This is a genomic window from Streptomyces sp. NPDC050085 (assembly GCF_044460595.1).
Classification (GTDB): Bacteria; Actinomycetota; Actinomycetes; order Streptomycetales; family Streptomycetaceae; genus Streptomyces.
This window is the reverse complement of the sequence record NZ_JBITJZ010000009.1, coordinates 168,985-185,950: the sequence shown is the minus strand read 5'-3', so window position 1 is coordinate 185,950 and position 16,966 is coordinate 168,985. Positions and strand designations below refer to the sequence as shown.

Below are 16,966 nucleotides of genomic sequence, written 5' to 3'. Positions count from 1 at the left end.
TGTGGAGGGCGGCCGCTGGTCGGGCGGCCAACTTGCTATCGGTCCCCGAAAATCGTGCGGTGCCAGTCCTTGCGGGCCACCGCGGTGTTGTCGAACATGACGTGCTTGATCTGCGTGTACTCCTCGAAGGAGTAGGCGGACATGTCCTTGCCGAAGCCGGACGCCTTGTAGCCGCCGTGGGGCATCTCGCTGAGGATCGGGATGTGGTCGTTGATCCAGACGCAGCCCGCCTTGATCTCGCGGGTGGCGCGGTTCGCGCGGAAGACGTCTCTCGACCAGGCGGAGGCGGCGAGTCCGTAGGGGGTGTCGTTGGCGAGGCGGATGCCCTCCTCGTCGCTGTCGAAGGGCAGCACGACGAGGACCGGGCCGAAGATCTCGGACTGGACGATCTCGCTGTCCTGCGCGGCGTCCGCGATCAGGGTCGGCTTGTAGTAGGCGCCGGGGTGGTCGAGGGCCTCGCCGCCGGTCACCACGCGCGCGTAGCCGCGTGCTCGGTCCACGAAGGCGGCGACGCGGTCGCGCTGGGCGTGCGAGATGAGCGGGCCGAGGTCGGTGTCGTCGGCGAACGGGTCGCCCAGCCGCACGGTCTCCATCAGGGCGGCCGTCTGCTCGACGAACGCCTCGTAGAGCGGGCGTTGGACGTACGCGCGCGTGGCGGCGGTGCAGTCCTGCCCGGTGTTGATGAGGGCTCCCGCGACGGCGCCGTGCACGGCCGCCTCCAGGTCCGCGTCGTCGAACACGACGAAGGGGGCCTTGCCGCCGAGCTCCAGGTGCAGCCGCTTCACGGTGGCGGTGGCGATCTCGGCGACGCGCCTGCCGACGCCGGTGGAGCCGGTGAAGGAGGTCATGGCGACGTCGGGGTGGCCGACGAGGTGCTCGCCCGCGTCGCGGCCGGCGCCGGTGATGACGTTCACGACGCCGTCGGGGATGCCGGCCTCGGTGGCGGCCTGCGCGAACAGCAGAGAGGTGAGCGGGGTCAGCTCTGCGGGCTTGAGGACGATGGTGTTCCCGGCGGCGATCGCGGGCAGCACCTTCCAGGCGGCCATCTGCAGCGGGTAGTTCCAGGGCGCGATGGAGCCGACGACGCCGATGGGCTCACGGCGTACGTACGACGTGTGGTCGCCGCTGTACTCGCCCGCCGACTGGCCTTGCAGGTGGCGGGCGGCGCCCGCGAAGAACGCGGTGTTGTCGATGGTCCCCGGCACGTCGAACTCGCGGCTCAGCTTGATCGGCTTGCCGCACTGCAGCGACTCCGCCTGCGCGAACTCCTCGGCCCGCTCGGCGAGCACCCCCGCGAACGCGTGCATCGCGTCGGACCGCTCGCCCGGCGTCGCGCCCGCCCAGCCCGGGAAGGCGTCACGGGCGGCCGCGACGGCGGCGTCCACGTCGGCGGTGCCCGCGAGTTCGTACGTGTACACGTCCTTGCCGGTGGCCGGGTCGACGACCGCGTGGGTGCGCCCCGAGGTGCCCCGGGCCAGTCGGCCGGCGATGAAGTTCGCGCCGTCGGCGAACCGGTCCTGCGCGGGGAAGGGGTTGTGCATCAGGTTCTCGCTCTCGCTCTCCTCCGCCGACGTCCCGCTGGGCGGGTACCGGCGTGGCTCCAGCTCGATTTGAGTGCCGATCCTGACAGAGCACCGGTAGTCCAACAAGTGATTCCGTTGTTGCCTTTTGGTTACGCGACGGAATCTGTCGACCAGGTGTCGAGTCCTCCTGGAAAACCCAGGACGGAGTGTCAGTGGTGCCTGCCACACTGCCGTGCATGGAGATCAACAGCAGGGATGCGCTCGTCGCGGCCCTGGCTGCGGGGGCGCGGATCAAGTACCTGCACTTCTGGGGCCACACGCCGCACAAGGACGGTTCGCTGGGGGCGAGCTGTCTCAGTCAGTGGTGGCCGTCGCCGTTCACGGTGGCGGGTGTGGAGTACGCGACGGCGGAGCACTGGATGATGGCGGGCAAGGCCCGGCTCTTCGGTGACGCCGAGGCGGAGCGGCAGGCGATCGAGGCCGGGCACCCGTCGCAGGCGAAGAATGCGGGGCGCCTCGTGCGCGGGTTCGACGACGCGGTGTGGGAGCGGGAGCGGTTCGCGCTGGTCGTCGAGGGCAGCGTCCACAAGTTCGGCTCGGACCCGGAGCTCAGGGATTTCCTGGTCGGCACCGGCGAGCGTGTGCTGGTCGAGGCGAGCCCCGTGGACCGGATATGGGGCATCGGGCTCACCGCGGACGATCCGGCCGCGCAGGACCCGGAGCGCTGGCGCGGGCCGAACCTGCTGGGGTTCGCGCTGATGGAGGCCAGGGCGCGGCTGCGCTGACGCGGGGCGGTGTCAGCCCCGCCCGGCGGACCAGATGATCAGCCCGAAGAACCCGACGGCGAGGGCGAGTCCGATGGAGCCGCAGATGATCCCGGCGAGCGCCTGGCCGCCGTTGGTCGCCTCGCCCCGCTTCGCCTTGGAGTGGCCGATGGCGCCGAAGACGATGCCGAGGATGCCGAGGACGATGGCGGCCGGCCACGCCATGAACGTGGCCACGGAGACGATGCCGGTCACCATCCCCGTGGTGCCGAGACCGTTGCTCGGCGGCATCTGCATCCCACCGCCGGGCCAGCCGTACGCGGCCTGCTGCGGCGGGTACGCGTAGCCCTGCTGACCACCGGGTGCCACGTAGGCCCCGTACGACGGCAGGCCGGGGCCCGCGGGCGAGACCGGGGGCGGCGGCACGGGCACCGCAGCGGGCGCGGCCGCGTACGGCGTCTGCGGTGGCAGCGGTGTCTGCGGCATGGACGTCACGGTCTGCTGCTCGTGCACGTCCTTCTTCATGCTCGGCGGCGCCCAGGGGTCGCTTCCCTGCGGCGTGCTGTCGTCAGCCATGTGGCACGCCGCCCGTTCCTTCGTCCCGGTCCCTCAAGGGCCTCGCGTTCCGGGGCATCGTACGGGCCTCATACGATGACCCGGACCCCGATCAGCCGATCACCGAAGTTCCTGGGGAGGAATCCATGAGCCAGAGCCTGCAGACCTTCATCGCCGGACTGCCCAAAGCAGAACTCCATGTCCACCACGTGGGCTCGGCCTCACCCAGGATCGTCTCGGCCCTCGCCGCCCGGCACCCCGACTCGAAGGTGCCCACGGACCCCGAGGCCCTCGCGGACTTCTTCAACTTCAGGGACTTCGCGCACTTCATCAACGTGTACCTGTCGGTCGTCAACCTGATCCGCACCCCGGAGGACGTGCGCCTGCTCACCTACGAGGTGGCCCGCGACATGGCCCGGCAGAACGTGCGGTACGCGGAGCTGACCATCACCCCGTACTCGTCGGTGAAGCCGTCGGTCGGCATCGACGAGCGTGCCTTCATGGACGCGATCGAGGACGCGCGCAAGGCCGCCGAGTCCGAGTTCGGCACGGTGCTGCGCTGGTGCTTCGACATCCCCGGCGAGGCGGGCCTGGAGTCGGCCGACGTGACGACGCGACTCGCGACGGACGACACGCTGCGCCCCGAGGGCCTGGTGTCGTTCGGGCTCGGCGGACCCGAGATCGGGGTGTCCCGGCCGCAGTTCAAGCCGCACTTCGACCGGGCGATCGCGGCGGGCCTGCACTCCGTACCGCACGCCGGCGAGACGACGGGACCGGAGACGGTGTGGGACGCGCTGCGCGAGCTGCGTGCCGAGCGCATCGGCCACGGCACGTCGTCGGCCCAGGATCCGAAGCTGCTCGCGCACCTCGCCGAGCACGGCATCCCGCTCGAGGTGTGCCCGACGTCGAACATCGCGACGCGCGCCGTGAAGACGCTGGAGGAGCACCCGCTGAAGCAGTTCGTGGACGCGGGCGTGACGGTCACGATCAACTCGGACGACCCGCCGATGTTCTCCACGGACCTCAACACCGAGTACGCGGTCGCGGCCCGCCTCCTCGACCTGGACGAGCGGGGCGTCGCGGAGCTGGCGAAGAACGCGGTGCACGCCTCGTTCCTCGACGAGCCCGGCCAGGCCCGGATCGCCACGGAGATCGACACGTACACCGACGCCTGGCTCGCCGACGCGTAACCGCACCGCACCTGACGCCACACCTGGCACCACAATGATGGCCATGCGCACCGTGACTGCCGTGGCCCACCGAGGCGATCCCTACCGCGTCCGCGAGAACACCCTCCCGTCCCTGCGCTCCGCGCTCGAACGGGGCGCGGACGCGGTGGAGATCGACGTCCGACTGACCCGCGACGGCGTCCCCGTCCTCCTGCACGACTCCTCGCTCAAGCGCCTGTGGGGGCACGACCGCCCGCTGTCCGCGCTCTCCGCCGACGAGGTGCGCGGGCTGACCGAGGGCGGAGTCCCTGCGCTGGCCGAGGCGTTGGCCGCGACCGGCGACGCCCGGATCATGGTCGACCTGCCTGGCGCGGACGCCCGGGCGGTCCGCACGATCGTCGGTGTCGTGCGGGACTGCGGCGCCGAGGAGCGCGCCTACTACTGCGCGGGCGCGGAGGCGATGCTGAAGGTCCGTGCCGCGGACCGGGCCGCCGAGATCGCCCTGACCTGGACGACCCTGGCCCCGCCGCGGGCCGCACTGCTCAAGGCGGTGCGCCCGCGCTGGCTCAACTACCGTTTCCCGCTGGTGAGTTCGGACCTGGCGGCCGCGGTCCACCGGGAGGGCTACCTGGTCTCGGCCTGGACCCCGGACACGAAGCGCTCCATGCGGCGCCTCCTCGACGCGGGCGTCGACTCGATCACCACCAACCGCGTCGACGTCCTCACGGAGCTGCGCGAACTTCAGGGTTGAGAGCGGCGGCCCCCTAGGGGGTCGCCCTCGGACAGGTCCAGGGTCCGCCTCCTCCCCCGCGACGATCTTCGCCGGGCGGGCGCCGCCAAGGATGGTGAGCGTCGGCCCGACCGGGTCAACTCCCGTACCAGGAGGCTCCCTTGAAGCACCGCGTCGCCCTCGCTCTGTCCACCGCACTCGCCCTCGGCGCGGTCGCCGTCCCGCTCACCGCGATCCCCGCGCAGGCCCGCCCCGCCGCCGTCGCCCACGCCTACCCGGCGCCCGACGCACGGGCACTGACCGAGGCACTCGCCGGGCTGCCGAGCGACGACGCCACCGCCGCCCTCGTGCGCGTCGGCGGCAAGGGCGGCTCCTGGCACGGCGCGGCGGGCGTACGGGATCTGACGTCGGGCGCGAAGGCCCTGGAAAACGCCGAGTTCCGGGCGGGATCGACCACGAAGGTGGTCACCGCGGCCACCGTGCTGCGGCTCGCGGCCGACGGCAGGGTGGACCTGGACGCGCCCGTGCAGCGCTATCTGCCCGACCTCTTCCGCGGCACCGCCTTCCACCGGCCCATCTCCGTACGGCAGTTGCTCAACCACACCAGCGGCATCAAGGCCGGCGACGGCTGGGGCGACGCGTTCGCCGACGTGTACGCGCACCGCTTCGACGTCATGACACCCGAGCACGTGGTCGCCACCGCGCTCGCCAAGGGCCCCGAGTTCGCACCGGGCACGCAGCAGGACTACCTCAACATCAACTACACGGTGCTCGGCCTCCTGATCGAGAAGGTGACCGGGCACGCGTACGAGGAGGTGGCGACGCGGCTCGTGCTGCGCCCCGCGGGCATGCGGCACACGTACTTCCCGGGCGACGACCCGCGTCTGCACGGCCCGCACAACCTCGGCTACCAGCTGGAGGACGGGAAGTTCGTGGACGTCACGGACTGGGTGCAGTCCGACCGCTGGGCCGCGGGCGACATGATCTCCACGACGGCGGACCTGGAGCGGCTGCTCACCCGCCTGTTCCAGGGCCGGATCGTGCCCGGGCCGCAGCTGAAGGAGATGTTCACGCTGCCCGCGCACGTCGAGGGGGCCACGATGAGCGCGGGCCTGCAGCGGATCGAGCTCGACGGGAAGGCGTACTGGGGCAAGTCCGGTTCGCGCTACGGATATGCGGCCGCGATGGCCGCGACCCGGGACCTGTCGAGGACGGTCGTCTACTCGGTCAACGCCACCGACGCCAAGGGCGAGGGGATGAACCCCACGGCCCTGCGCATCGTGCTGGCGGCGGCGAAGAACGCGCACTGACGGGGGCGGGCCGAGCGCTGGGGGATATCCCCCAGCGAGGACGGAGGGAATCGTCCTGGTACGCCGCCGGGCGCGTTCCTAGTCTCGATCACGAGGGGTCACACCGGCGGGCCCCGGGATCGAGGAGACCGTCATGAAGCGACTCGGCGTGGTCCTGGCGTCCGTACTGGGGCTCTATCTGATCGTCCGCGGCATCGCGGAACCCTTCGTCGTCGACTGGTCCGACCCGGCGTCGTACCGCAACGACTGGGGCGGCCCCAGCCTCTTCGGCGTACTGGCCGTGCACATGGGGCCGGGCCTTGTGTCGGCGGCGCTGATGGGGCGGGCCCTGCGGCGCCGGAGGCTGAACCCGCCTACAACCCCGCGATCGCGTTCCACCGCTTCGCGAACTCCGTCCGCTCCGAGGCCTTGATGTCGCGGGCGATCGCGAGCCGGGACCGCATCGCGTCGTCCGGGAAGACCAGCGGGTCCTCGGCGAGTTCGGCGGTGTCCTTGTCCTTGGAGGAGGCGAGGACCTCGCGGGCGGCGGGGACGGGGCAGACGTAGTTGACCCAGGCGGCGAGTTCTGCGGCGACCTCGGGCTGGTAGTAGTAGTCGATCAGCTTCTCGGCGTTGGCCTTGTGGTCGGCGAGGTTGGGGATCATCAGGGACTCGGCCCACAGTTCGGCGCCCTCCTCCGGCACGACGAACTCGATGTCCGGGTCGTCGGCCTGGAGCTGGATCACGTCGCCGCTGTAGGCCTGGCAGGCCAGGACGTCGCCGCTGGAGAGGTCCTTGATGTAGTCGTTGCCGGTGAAGCGGCGGATGTGCTTCGTCTTCACGAGCTTCTCGACCTGGTCGCAGACCTGGTGGAAGTCGTCGGGGGTCCACTTGGTGATGTCGACGCCGTTGCCCTGCATCAGCAGCGCGAAGGACTCGTCGAGGCCGGACAGGAGGGTGACGCGGCCCTTCAGGTCGTCGGCCCACAGGTCGGAGACGTGCTTGATCTCGCGGCCCAGCTTGCGCTTGTTATACGCGATGCCGGTGATGCCCGACTGCCACGGCACGGTGTACTTGCGGCCGGGGTCGAAGGCCGGTGAACGCAGCAGCGGGTCCAGGTACTTGGTGACGTTCGGCTGGCGGGCGCGGTCCATCTCCTGGACCCAGCCGAGGCGGACGAAGCGGGCGCACATCCAGTCGGAGATGACGATGAGGTCGCGGCCGGTCTTCTGGTGGTTCATCAGCGACGGGCTGATCTTGCCGAAGAACTCGTCGTTGTCGTTGATCTCCTCGGTGTACTTGACCGAGATCCCGCTCTGCTTCCGGAACGCGTCCAGGGTCGGCCGCTTCGACGGATTGTCGTCGTCCACGTCGATGTAGAGCGGCCAGTTCGCCCAGGTCAGCCGCTTGTCGGAGGCGGACAGGTCCTGGGCCGCGCGGTCGCCGGGCTCCACGTACGCGGCCGGGACGCCGCAGCCGGTGGCGAGCGCGCCGACCGCGAGCGCCCCCGCACCACCGCCCAGGGCGCGCAGCAGGGAACGACGGGTGACCTGGGGGGAAAGGTGGTTGGCTCGCACGCACGCAGGATGCCGTCGCGCCGCCGCCTGGGGCAATGGACGCTGCGTCGAGCCCACCGCCCCGCAGCCGACACCCTGTCGATCCCGCGCCGCGAAAAGGGCTCAGCCGGTCCAGCTGGCGAGCAGCCCGAGGTTCTCGGCGGCGTCCGTGCCGGGCGTCGGAAGGTAGCTGACCAGGACGCGTTCGGCCTCGGGCAGGTGCAGGATCTCGAAGTCGAGGTCGAGGGGGCCGACGACGGGGTGCCTGAGCGCGTACTGTCCGGCCGCCTTCTCGTGGACGTCCTGCTGGGCCCAGAGCGCGCCGAACTCCTCGCTCTTCATGGCGAGCGTGCCGATGAGCGAGGCGAGGGCGGGGTCGTCCGGGTGCCGGCCCACGCTGACCCGCAGGAGGCCGACCGTCGACTCCGCCTTCTCCTGCCAGCTGTCGGCGAAGAGCGCCCGATAGGCCTCGTCGAGGAAGATCAGGTAAGCGAAGTTCCGCTGCTCGTCGGGGAGTTGGCCGAAGTCGCCGAAGACCGCGACGGCCTGCGCGTTCCAGGCGACGACCTCGGTGAGCGGGCCGCACAGGTAGGCGGGGCCCGGCTGGGCGTCGATCAGGCGCTGCAGGGCGGGGCGTACGGGCTCGGGCGCGAGGGACGTGGAGCGGGCACGGGCGGCGGGCCTGGCGCGGTCGGGGCGGGCGAGGTTGCGCAGGTGATCCTGCTCGGCGGCGTCCAGGCGCAGGGCGCGCCCGACGGCCTCCAGGACGCTGTCCGACACGTGCGGATTGCGGCCCTGCTCCAGGCGTACGTAGTACTCGACGCTGACACCCGCGAGCTGCGCGAGCTCCTCGCGCCGCAGACCCGGCACGCGCCGCTGCCCGTACGACACGAGACCGACGTCCGCGGGGCGCAGGCGGGCCCTGCGGGTGCGCAGGAACTGGCTCAGTTCGGCGCGGCGCTCGATCGCGGCGTGGGCGGAGTCGGTGGAGCCAGTGGAGTCCATGGCGACGAGTATCACCGCTCGGGGCGCCGCGTGGGTGGTCCATTCTTTCCCCCCTCACAGCTGTGCCTGCCAGGGGGTGTTGCCCGGGGCGCAAAGTCTTCCTCGTCAGCACGACAGACAGCACGCCAGACCACGACAGACAGCACGACGAACCCGAGAGCCACTCTCGGGACCTTCACTTGAGGACATACGAAGATGACTGTGAACCGCACTCTCCCCCACCGCGAACTCGGCACCACCGGCCTGCACCTCTCCCCGATCGGCCTCGGCAGCTGGGCCTTCGGCGGCGAGGGCTGGCGCTTCTCCTGGGGCGGTCAGGACGACGCCCGCTCGATCGCGACCGTGCACGCCGCCGTCGAGGCCGGCGTGAACTGGATCGACACGGCCGCGGTCTACGGCCTCGGGCACTCCGAGGAGGTCGTCGGCAAGGCGATCGCCCAACTGCCCGAGAGCGAGCGGCCGTTCGTGTTCACGAAGGCGGGTCTCGTCTGGGACCCCGAGAACCCGGCCGAAGCACCCAAGCGCATCATGCGGGCCGACAGCGTGCGCCGCGAGGTCGAGGACTCGCTGCGCCGGCTCGGCGTCGAGACGATCGACCTCTACCAGGTGCACTGGCCGGACACGGGCGCCTCGCTCGACTGGGACGGCGACGGCTCCGGTGCCGCGGCGGACGTGATCGTCACGCCCGTCGAGGAGTACTGGCAGACGATGGCCGACCTGAAGAAGGAGGGCAAGGTCCGCGCCATCGGCCTGTCCAACCACGACCCGGCGCTGCTCGCCGCGGCCGCGGCCGTCGCCCCGGTCGACGCGATCCAGCCGCCGCTCTCCCTGATCAACCGCGCCGCCGAGCCGGAGATCGACTGGGCGGCGGACCACGGTACGGGCGTGATCGTGTACCAGCCGCTGCACTCGGGGCTGCTGTCCGGCACGTTCAGCAAGGAGCGGGCGGCGAGCCTCGACGCCGGTGACTGGCGGCGTACGCACCCGGACTTCACCCGGGACCTGGACCGCAACCTGCAGATCGTGGAGCGGCTGCGTACGGTCGCCGAGCGGCACGGCGTCTCCGTCGGCTCGGCCGCGATCGCGTGGACGCTCGCGCGACGCGGGGTGACCGGGGCGATCGCGGGAGCGCGCGGGCCGGAGCAGGTGGCGGACTGGGCGCAGGCCGCGAGCCTGGTCCTGACGCCGGAGGACCTGGCGTACCTCGGCTGAGGGGATACCACCCCTGTACCGGGCCATGCCGGCCCTGTACCGGGCTATGCCGGGAAGGCGGCCTCGACGAGGAGGCCGCCGTCCGGGCCCGGCCAGGCCCGCACGTGTCCGCCGTGCGCGAGGGCCACGGCGACGACGACGGACAGGCCGAGGCCGAGACCTTCGCGGTGCCGGGTGCGCCGGGCGCCGAGGCGGTGGAACGGTTCGAAGAGCGAGGCGACCTGCCCTTCGGGGACGACCGGGCCGCTGTTCCCGATACGCAGGGTGGGCTTCCCCTCGCACCACCCGGTCCACAGGGACACCCAACTCCCCTCCCCCTCCGCGTGGTTGTGCCGTACGGCGTTGTCGACGAGGTTCACGACGAGGCGTTCGACGAGCCGGGGGTCCCCGAGCAGCGGGGCGGCGTTCAGCTCGGCGTGCACCTCGGGCCCGGCGCCGGACGACGGCCCGGGCAGGGCGCCGCGCGCGACGTCGGCGAGGTCGACGGGCTCCTTCTTCTCCAGGCCCTGCTGGCTGCGGGCCAGGGTCAGCAGGGCCTCGATCAGCCGCTCCTGCTCCTCCCCCGCGGCCCGCACCCGCAGGCAGGCGGCGCGCAGCGACGCGGCGGACGCGTCCGGGTCGTCCAACGCCACGTCCACGACGGCCTGTTGCAGGGTGAGCGGGGTGCGCAGCTCGTGCGAGGCGTTGGCGACGAAGCGGCGCTGCGCCTCGAAGGCGGACTCCAGGCGGGCGAGCAGCCCGTTGAACTGGGCGGCCAGATCGTTGAGTTCGTCGCGCGGGCCGCCGGCGTCGAGCCGCTCGTGCAGATCGTCGGCGGAGATCCGGCGGGCGGTCGCGGCCATCGTGCGCAGCGGGGCGAGGACCCGGCCCGCGACGAGCCAGCCGAGGGCGAGCGAGGCGACCGTCATCAGGCCGAGGGCGACCCCGGACCCGATGACCAGGGTGTGCAGCTGGTCGCCGCGCTGCGACTCCAACGTGCTCTCCACATAGCCCTGCACCGAGGGCGCACCCGTGGCCAGCCCCTGGGGAGGCTCGGTCTTCTGCCGCCCTCCGGCGCCGCTGCCGTGCAGGAAGAGGGTGTACGTGAGCGCCAGCAGCAGGGCGGTGGTGAACACGAAAAGGGCGCTGTACAGCAGCGTGAGCCGCCAGCGCACGCTCGCCGGGAGCCACCTGCGGCGCACGCCGCTCACACCCGGTACCCGGCCCGGTCGACCGTCTCGATCAGCGGCGGCTCGCCGAGCTTGCGGCGCAGCCTGCTGACCGTCACCTTCACGGTCTGCGTGAACGGGTCGGCGGCCTCGTCCCAGGCGCGCTCCAGGAGCTGCTCGGCGGAGACCACGGCACCGCGCGCGGCGAGCAGCAGCTCCAGGACGGCGAACTCCTTGGGGCTGAGGGCCAGTTGCCGCCCGTCCCGTACGGCGGTGCGGCGCGCCGGGTCGAGACAGAGGCCGCCGTGGACGAGGACGGGCGGCAGCGCGGGCTGGGCCCGGCGCCCCAACGCCCGTACGCGGGCGACGAGTTCGGTGAACGCGAACGGCTTGGGCAGATAGTCGTCGGCGCCCATGCCGAGCCCGGCGACCCGGTCGGAGACGGTGCCGGACGCGGTCAGCATCAGCACGCGCTCGCGACTGCCCGCCTCGGCGAGGGCCCGGCACACCAGGTCGCCGTGGACCCCCGGCAGGTCGCGGTCGAGCACGACGACGTCGTACCCGTTCACGCCCGCCCGCTCCAGTGCGGCCTCCCCGTCGTACGCGACGTCGACCGCCATCCCCTGCCGGCGCAGCCCCGCGGCGACGGTCTCGGCGAGCTCTTCGTGGTCCTCGACCACCAGCACACGCATGCCGCCAGTGTGGCGGCGCCCGGGTTACATCCGGATAAGCGCGACTGTTCCCGTGCCGTAACCCCCTTGCCGGTGAAGTGAGTTCAGCGCGACACCAAGCCGCGCCACACCGCACCGCACCACCCAGGGGGTATTCCATGCACCGGTCTTCCATGCGTCTGCGACGTCCCCGGCGGATCGCCGTCACCGGCATCGCCGCCCTCGCGCTCTCGCTCGGCGCCGTCGGCGCGGGCACGGCGTCCGCGTCGGACACGCCACCGCGGCAGGGCGGCACGTCCGCGGCCTTCGCGGTCGGCCACTTCAAGAAGTGCCTGCGCGAGCGGGGCGAGCGCGACTTCCCGGAGTTCGGCATCTACCGGGTCGTGGAGCGCGACGGCGGCCGTCACCTGGAGCTGCGCACGACGGAACCGCCGTCGCTGCACCGGGTCCGCGCGCACTACCGGCACGGGGTGCGCGCGTGCGGCCGCGTTCTGGAACACGGCCACATCGCGTTCCCCGGCACCCCGGTACGGCCGCCGAAGGGCCCTGACCAGCCGCCCGTCTTCTACAAGGACTGACCACGACGCCGCCGCTCAACTCGCCCTCACCCAGGAGGACTTCATGCCCGTACGCACCCCACGTCCGCGACGTCTCGCGCTCGGCCTCGTCGCCGTGACGGCGGTGACGCTCGGCACGATCAGCGCGTCGGCGGCCCAGGCCACCGGCACGCACACACCGCCCGCCGCGACGCACGAAGCCCCGCCGAAGATGGGCGGCTTCGGCATCGGATACCGGCCCACCAAGAACGCCCCCGACGACGTGAACGCGGCGAACGACGACTTCGCCGCGTGCATGCGCGACCGTGGCGAGACCGCCTTCCCCGGCTTCCACGCGACCAAGGACGCCAAGGGCCGCATCGGCCTCAAGGTCCGCATGCAGGCCAAGGGGGGCAAGGAAGGAAAGGGGAGCAAGGACTTCGCCCCGACGTCATCGGCGTACGAGAAGTCGCTGAAGGCGTGCGCCCCGATCCTGAAGAAGGCCGGCATCACCTTCCCGGCGTCCCCCGGCAACGTCCCGGGTCCGCCGTCGCTGCCGGGCCGCGGCGGGGTCGGCGGCGACACGAAACCCGGCGCCCCGCACGACAGGCCGGGCACGCACCACGACAAGCCGGGCACGCACGAGGAGTACAGGGACGGCGGCAAGGGCGGAACCACCGAGTTCGGCACCGTCCCCGACCTGAAGGCCTGACCGTCCCCACGGATACGGCGGCGGGGCCGGGGTCACCACGACCCCGGCCCCAGCCACGCGGGCCATGTCAGCCGGTGGCCACGGCCCGCAGATACCGGCCGGTGACCCACCTCTGCACGGCGCGCGCGACGGGCCCGCCGAGCCGCGTGTACCACCGCCCCGGCCGGGAGAACGCCCGGATCCGGAACCAGACGGAGTCGTCCGCCTCCCGCGTCACGAGGAACGCCTCCTCGCCGCGCTCCGGATGCCCGGTCAGCGTCCCGTACGCGAAGCCGATCCGGCTGTCGTCGCGGACCACGGCCACCACCCGGCAGGGAATCCGCAGCCCCAGCGCCCGCAGCACCACATCGGCGCCCTCGCGCACGTCGCCCGGCGGAGTCACCCGGAGCCCGGCCCCGCGCTGCGCGCCCCACGACAGAACCGCCGCCCCGGCCCGCTCGAAGCACTCCTGCCCCGAGCCGAGCCGGACGCGGCGGTCCAAGTGGGCGTACGCCGACGGAAGTTCACGGTCCGTCAGGGTCGCGCCGAGCTCCGTGTACGTAAGACGGGTCACGCGTCCAGCGACGTCATCACGTGCTTGATGCGCGTGTAGTCGTCGAAGCCGTACGCCGACAGGTCCTTGCCGTAGCCGGACTTCTTGAACCCGCCGTGCGGCATCTCCGCGACCAGCGGAATGTGGGTGTTGATCCAGACGCAGCCGAAGTCGAGCACCTTCGACATGCGCATCGCACGCGAGTGGTCCTTCGTCCAGACCGACGACGCGAGCGCGTAGTCGACGCCGTTCGCCCACTCGACGGCCTGCGCCTCGTCCGTGAAGGACTGGACGGTGATGACCGGGCCGAAGACCTCGTTCTGGATGATCTCGTCGTCCTGCTTGAGCCCGGAGACGACGGTCGGGGCGTAGAAGTAGCCGACCTCCCCCACCCGGTGGCCACCGGCCTCCACCTTGGCGTGCGCGGGGAGGCGCTCGATGAACCCGGAGACCTGCTTCAGCTGGTTCGGGTTGTTGAGCGGGCCGTAGAGCACGTCCTCGTCGTCCGGCTGCCCGGTCTTGGTGTCGGCGGCGGCCTTGGCGAGCGCGGTCACGAACTCGTCGTGGATCGACTCCTGGACGAGCACGCGCGTGGCGGCGGTGCAGTCCTGACCGGCGTTGAAGAAGCCCGCGACGGAGATGTCCTCGACGGCCTTGGCGATGGCCGCACTGTCGAGGTCCTCGAAGACGACGACCGGCGCCTTGCCGCCCAGCTCGAGGTGGACCCGCTTGAGGTCCTTGGACGCGGACTCGGCGACGGACATGCCGGCGCGCACGGAGCCGGTGATCGACGCCATGGCCGGGGTCGGGTGCTCGACCATGAGGCGGCCCGTGTCACGGTCGCCGCACACCACGTTGAAGACGCCCTTGGGCACGATCGAGCCGATGATCTCGGCCATGAGGGTCGTCGACGCCGGGGTGGTGTCGGACGGCTTCAGGACGACCGTGTTGCCCGCGGCCAGCGCCGGGGCGAACTTCCACACGGCCATCATCATCGGGTAGTTCCACGGCGCGACCTGCGCGCAGACGCCGATCGGCTCGCGCCGGACGATGGAGGTCAGGCCCTCCATGTACTCACCGGCGGAGCGCCCCTCGAGCATGCGCGCGGCGCCCGCGAAGAACCGGATCTGGTCGACCATCGGCGGGATCTCTTCGCTGCGCGTGAGCCCGATCGGCTTGCCCGTGTTCTCGACCTCGGCCGCGATGAGCTCCTCGGCCCGCTCCTCGAACGCGTCCGCGATCTTGAGGAGGGCCTTCTGCCGCTCGGCGGGCGTCCGGTCGCGCCAGGCCGGGAACGCGGCCTCGGCGGCGGCCATGGCGGCGTCGATGTCGGCCTGTCCGGACAGCGGCGCGGTCGCGTACGCCTCGCCCGTGACCGGGTTGACCACTTCGGTGGTCCGTCCGTCGGCGGCGTCCCGGAACTCACCGTCGATGTAGTTCCGCAGACGACGCAGCTCACTCGTGCCCACTGCCGGCCCTCCTGAAGTAGCTGTTGCTGTAGCGGGTGCTGCAGCTGTCCAAGGCTTGAGACGCCCACCCTAGTCCGAGCACCGACGCTTTCGACACCCCCCACCCCTCCAGATCTACGAAATCCGTGAGTATTGGAGACGTAAACAACGAATTTCATCGATCCAGGGTTGCGAAACGGACGACTCCTCATGCACAGTGAGGCCGTGGCCAGTCGCAGCGCAGACCCCAAGGGACCCAGTTCGAGGAACGGCGGGAGCACCCCGTCCCTGGACTCCGTCTCCCTCGCCATCATCGAGCAGCTCCAAGAGGACGGCAGGCGTCCGTACGCCGCCATCGGCAAGGCCGTCGGCCTGTCGGAGGCGGCCGTGCGCCAGCGCGTCCAGAAGCTCCTCGACCAGGGCGTGATGCAGATCGTCGCCGTCACCGACCCGCTCACCGTGGGCTTCCGGCGCCAGGCGATGGTCGGCATCACCGTCGAGGGCGACCTGGATCCCGTGGCGGACGCGCTGACGGCCATGCCGGAGTGCGAGTACGTCGTGATGACGGCCGGCTCCTTCGACCTGATGGTGGAGGTCGTCTGCGAGGACGACGACCACCTTCTGGACGTCATCAACAAACGCATCCGGGCCCTGCCCGGCGTGCGCTCCACCGAGAGCTTCGTCTACCTCAAGCTCAAGAAGCAGACCTATATGTGGGGAACCCGATAGCCGTGAGCCAGGACCTCAGCCGAACCGCGTACGACCACCTGTGGATGCACTTCACCCGCATGTCGTCGTACGAGAACGCGCCCGTTCCCACCATCGTGCGTGGCGAGGGCACCTACATCTACGACGACCAGGGCAAGAAGTACCTCGACGGCCTCGCGGGCCTGTTCGTGGTCCAGGCCGGTCACGGCCGGCGCGAGCTCGCCGAGGTCGCCGCCAAGCAGGCCGCCGAGCTGGCCTTCTTCCCGATCTGGTCGTACGCCCACCCCAAGGCGGTGGAGCTGGCCGAGCGCCTGGCCCACTACGCTCCGGGCGACCTCAACAAGGTCTTCTTCACCACCGGTGGCGGCGAGGCCGTCGAGACCGCGTGGAAGCTGGCGAAGCAGTACCACAAGCTCACCGGCAACCACACGAAGTACAAGGTCATCTCGCGTGCGGTCGCCTACCACGGCACCCCGCAGGGCGCCCTGTCCATCACCGGACTCCCGGCCCTGAAGGCCCCGTTCGAGCCGCTCGTGCCCGGCGCGCACAAGGTGCCGAACACGAACATCTACCGCGCCCCGATACACGGCGACGACCCCGAGGCCTTCGGCCGCTGGGCCGCCGACCAGATCGAGCAGGAGATCCTCTTCGAGGGCCCGGAGACGGTCGCGGCCGTCTTCCTCGAGCCGGTGCAGAACGCCGGTGGCTGCTTCCCGCCGCCGCCCGGCTACTTCCAGCGCGTGCGCGAGATCTGCGACCAGTACGACGTGCTGCTCGTCTCGGACGAGGTCATCTGCGCCTTCGGCCGCCTCGGCACGATGTTCGCCTGCGACAAGTTCGGCTACGTGCCCGACATCATCACCTGCGCCAAGGGCATGACGTCCGGCTACTCCCCGATCGGCGCGGCCATCGTCTCCGACCGCATCGCGGAGCCCTTCTACAAGGGCGACAACACCTTCCTGCACGGCTACACCTTCGGCGGCCACCCGGTGTCGGCCGCGGTGGGTCTCGCGAACCTCGACATCTTCGAGCGCGAGGGCCTCAACCAGCACGTGCTCGACAACGAAGCGAACTTCCTCAACACGCTGCAGAAGCTGCACGACCTGCCGATCGTCGGCGACGTCCGCGGCAACGGCTTCTTCTACGGCATCGAGCTCGTCAAGGACAAGGCCACCAAGGAGTCCTTCACGGACGAGGAGTCGGAGCGCGTGCTCTACGGCTTCGTCTCCAAGAAGCTCTTCGAGTACGGCCTGTACTGCCGCGCCGACGACCGTGGCGACCCGGTCATCCAGCTCTCCCCGCCGCTGATCTCGGACCAGTCCACGTTCGACGAGATCGAGGGCATCGTCCGCCAGGTCCTGACGGAGGCCTGGAGCAAGATCTGAGCCCCTGCTCAACTGGCTTGAGG

The 16,966-nt window shown here is 71.1% G+C and carries 18 protein-coding genes; 10 read left to right on the top strand and 8 right to left on the bottom strand.

From position 1 onward, the window contains the following. Positions 1-35: 35 nt before the first annotated feature. Complete coding sequence (locus ACIBUY_RS30145; protein WP_399154283.1) at positions 36-1,541, bottom strand: gamma-aminobutyraldehyde dehydrogenase; 1,506 nt, start codon at positions 1,539-1,541, stop codon at positions 36-38. Between the two features lie 218 nt (positions 1,542-1,759). On the opposite strand from ACIBUY_RS30145, the gene ACIBUY_RS30140 reads away from it, so the two are divergent. Further along, positions 1,760-2,308 carry an NADAR family protein gene (locus ACIBUY_RS30140; protein ID WP_399154282.1) on the top strand — a complete coding sequence of 183 codons (549 nt, stop codon included), beginning with the start codon at positions 1,760-1,762 and terminating at the stop codon, positions 2,306-2,308. A 12-nt stretch (positions 2,309-2,320) separates the two neighbouring features. Here the strand turns inward: ACIBUY_RS30140 and ACIBUY_RS30135 are convergent, their stop codons facing one another. Further along, positions 2,321-2,863 (bottom strand): DUF4190 domain-containing protein, encoded by a 543-nt coding sequence (locus ACIBUY_RS30135; protein ID WP_399154281.1) that lies wholly within the window; start codon positions 2,861-2,863, stop codon positions 2,321-2,323. 125 nt (positions 2,864-2,988) lie between these two features. Between ACIBUY_RS30135 and ACIBUY_RS30130 the strand changes: the two genes are divergently transcribed. The 4 genes from ACIBUY_RS30130 (at position 2,989) to ACIBUY_RS30115 (ending at position 6,463) form a co-directional block, all read left to right on the top strand. Further along, positions 2,989-4,032, top strand: a complete 1,044-nt coding sequence (locus ACIBUY_RS30130; protein WP_399154280.1) for an adenosine deaminase — start codon at positions 2,989-2,991, stop codon at positions 4,030-4,032. Between the two features lie 43 nt (positions 4,033-4,075). After that, a complete protein-coding gene (locus ACIBUY_RS30125) occupies positions 4,076-4,762 on the top strand; it encodes a glycerophosphodiester phosphodiesterase (protein WP_365575558.1) in 687 nt (228 codons plus the stop codon). Positions 4,763-4,902: 140 nt separating this feature from the next. Next, entirely contained in the window at positions 4,903-6,051 is a 1,149-nt protein-coding gene (locus tag ACIBUY_RS30120) for a serine hydrolase domain-containing protein (protein WP_365575554.1), read from the top strand. Between the two features lie 133 nt (positions 6,052-6,184). Next, positions 6,185-6,463, top strand: a complete 279-nt coding sequence (locus ACIBUY_RS30115) for a hypothetical protein (RefSeq protein ID WP_399154279.1) — start codon at positions 6,185-6,187, stop codon at positions 6,461-6,463. On the opposite strand, the gene ACIBUY_RS30110 is transcribed toward ACIBUY_RS30115, so the two are convergent. Then, complete coding sequence (locus ACIBUY_RS30110) at positions 6,405-7,607, bottom strand: PotD/PotF family extracellular solute-binding protein (RefSeq protein ID WP_399154278.1); 1,203 nt, start codon at positions 7,605-7,607, stop codon at positions 6,405-6,407. The two genes, ACIBUY_RS30115 and ACIBUY_RS30110, sit on opposite strands and share 59 nt — an antisense overlap. Positions 7,608-7,709: 102 nt before the next feature. Then, positions 7,710-8,591 (bottom strand): helix-turn-helix transcriptional regulator, encoded by an 882-nt coding sequence (locus tag ACIBUY_RS30105; protein ID WP_399154277.1) that lies wholly within the window; start codon positions 8,589-8,591, stop codon positions 7,710-7,712. Between the two features lie 201 nt (positions 8,592-8,792). On the opposite strand from ACIBUY_RS30105, the gene ACIBUY_RS30100 reads away from it, so the two are divergent. Further along, the gene (locus tag ACIBUY_RS30100) at positions 8,793-9,803 is read left to right on the top strand and encodes an aldo/keto reductase (protein WP_365575542.1); all 1,011 of its coding nucleotides are present in this window, start codon (positions 8,793-8,795) and stop codon (positions 9,801-9,803) included. 44 nt (positions 9,804-9,847) lie between these two features. Here ACIBUY_RS30100 and ACIBUY_RS30095 read toward each other — a convergent pair whose 3' ends face one another. Together ACIBUY_RS30095 and ACIBUY_RS30090 are read right to left on the bottom strand one after the other, a co-directional pair. After that, on the bottom strand, positions 9,848-10,984 hold the full coding sequence (locus ACIBUY_RS30095) for an ATP-binding protein (RefSeq protein ID WP_365575539.1): 1,137 nt from the start codon (positions 10,982-10,984) through the stop codon (positions 9,848-9,850). A 5-nt stretch (positions 10,985-10,989) separates the two neighbouring features. Beyond that, the gene (locus tag ACIBUY_RS30090; protein ID WP_365575536.1) at positions 10,990-11,643 is read right to left on the bottom strand and encodes a response regulator transcription factor; all 654 of its coding nucleotides are present in this window, start codon (positions 11,641-11,643) and stop codon (positions 10,990-10,992) included. 152 nt (positions 11,644-11,795) lie between these two features. Here ACIBUY_RS30090 and ACIBUY_RS30085 point away from each other — a divergent pair, with 152 nt between their 5' ends. Both ACIBUY_RS30085 and ACIBUY_RS30080 read left to right on the top strand, forming a co-directional pair. Next, positions 11,796-12,200, top strand: coding sequence for a hypothetical protein (locus tag ACIBUY_RS30085; protein WP_399154276.1), 405 nt, complete (start codon positions 11,796-11,798; stop codon positions 12,198-12,200). A 43-nt stretch (positions 12,201-12,243) separates the two neighbouring features. Next, entirely contained in the window at positions 12,244-12,870 is a 627-nt protein-coding gene (locus ACIBUY_RS30080; RefSeq protein WP_399154275.1) for a hypothetical protein, read from the top strand. 67 nt (positions 12,871-12,937) lie between these two features. Here ACIBUY_RS30080 and ACIBUY_RS30075 read toward each other — a convergent pair whose 3' ends face one another. Together ACIBUY_RS30075 and ACIBUY_RS30070 are read right to left on the bottom strand one after the other, a co-directional pair. Continuing rightward, positions 12,938-13,423 (bottom strand): DUF1990 family protein, encoded by a 486-nt coding sequence (locus ACIBUY_RS30075; RefSeq protein ID WP_399154274.1) that lies wholly within the window; start codon positions 13,421-13,423, stop codon positions 12,938-12,940. Beyond that, entirely contained in the window at positions 13,420-14,871 is a 1,452-nt protein-coding gene (locus ACIBUY_RS30070; protein ID WP_365575524.1) for a gamma-aminobutyraldehyde dehydrogenase, read from the bottom strand. The genes ACIBUY_RS30075 and ACIBUY_RS30070 overlap by 4 nt, the downstream gene beginning before the upstream one ends. Before the next feature lie 189 nt (positions 14,872-15,060). Here ACIBUY_RS30070 and ACIBUY_RS30065 point away from each other — a divergent pair, with 189 nt between their 5' ends. Further along, complete coding sequence (locus ACIBUY_RS30065) at positions 15,061-15,579, top strand: Lrp/AsnC family transcriptional regulator (RefSeq protein WP_365575521.1); 519 nt, start codon at positions 15,061-15,063, stop codon at positions 15,577-15,579. Continuing rightward, positions 15,564-16,943 carry an aspartate aminotransferase family protein gene (locus ACIBUY_RS30060; RefSeq protein ID WP_365575518.1) on the top strand — a complete coding sequence of 460 codons (1,380 nt, stop codon included), beginning with the start codon at positions 15,564-15,566 and terminating at the stop codon, positions 16,941-16,943. Before ACIBUY_RS30065 ends, ACIBUY_RS30060 begins: the two co-directional genes overlap by 16 nt. Positions 16,944-16,966 lie beyond the last annotated feature (23 nt).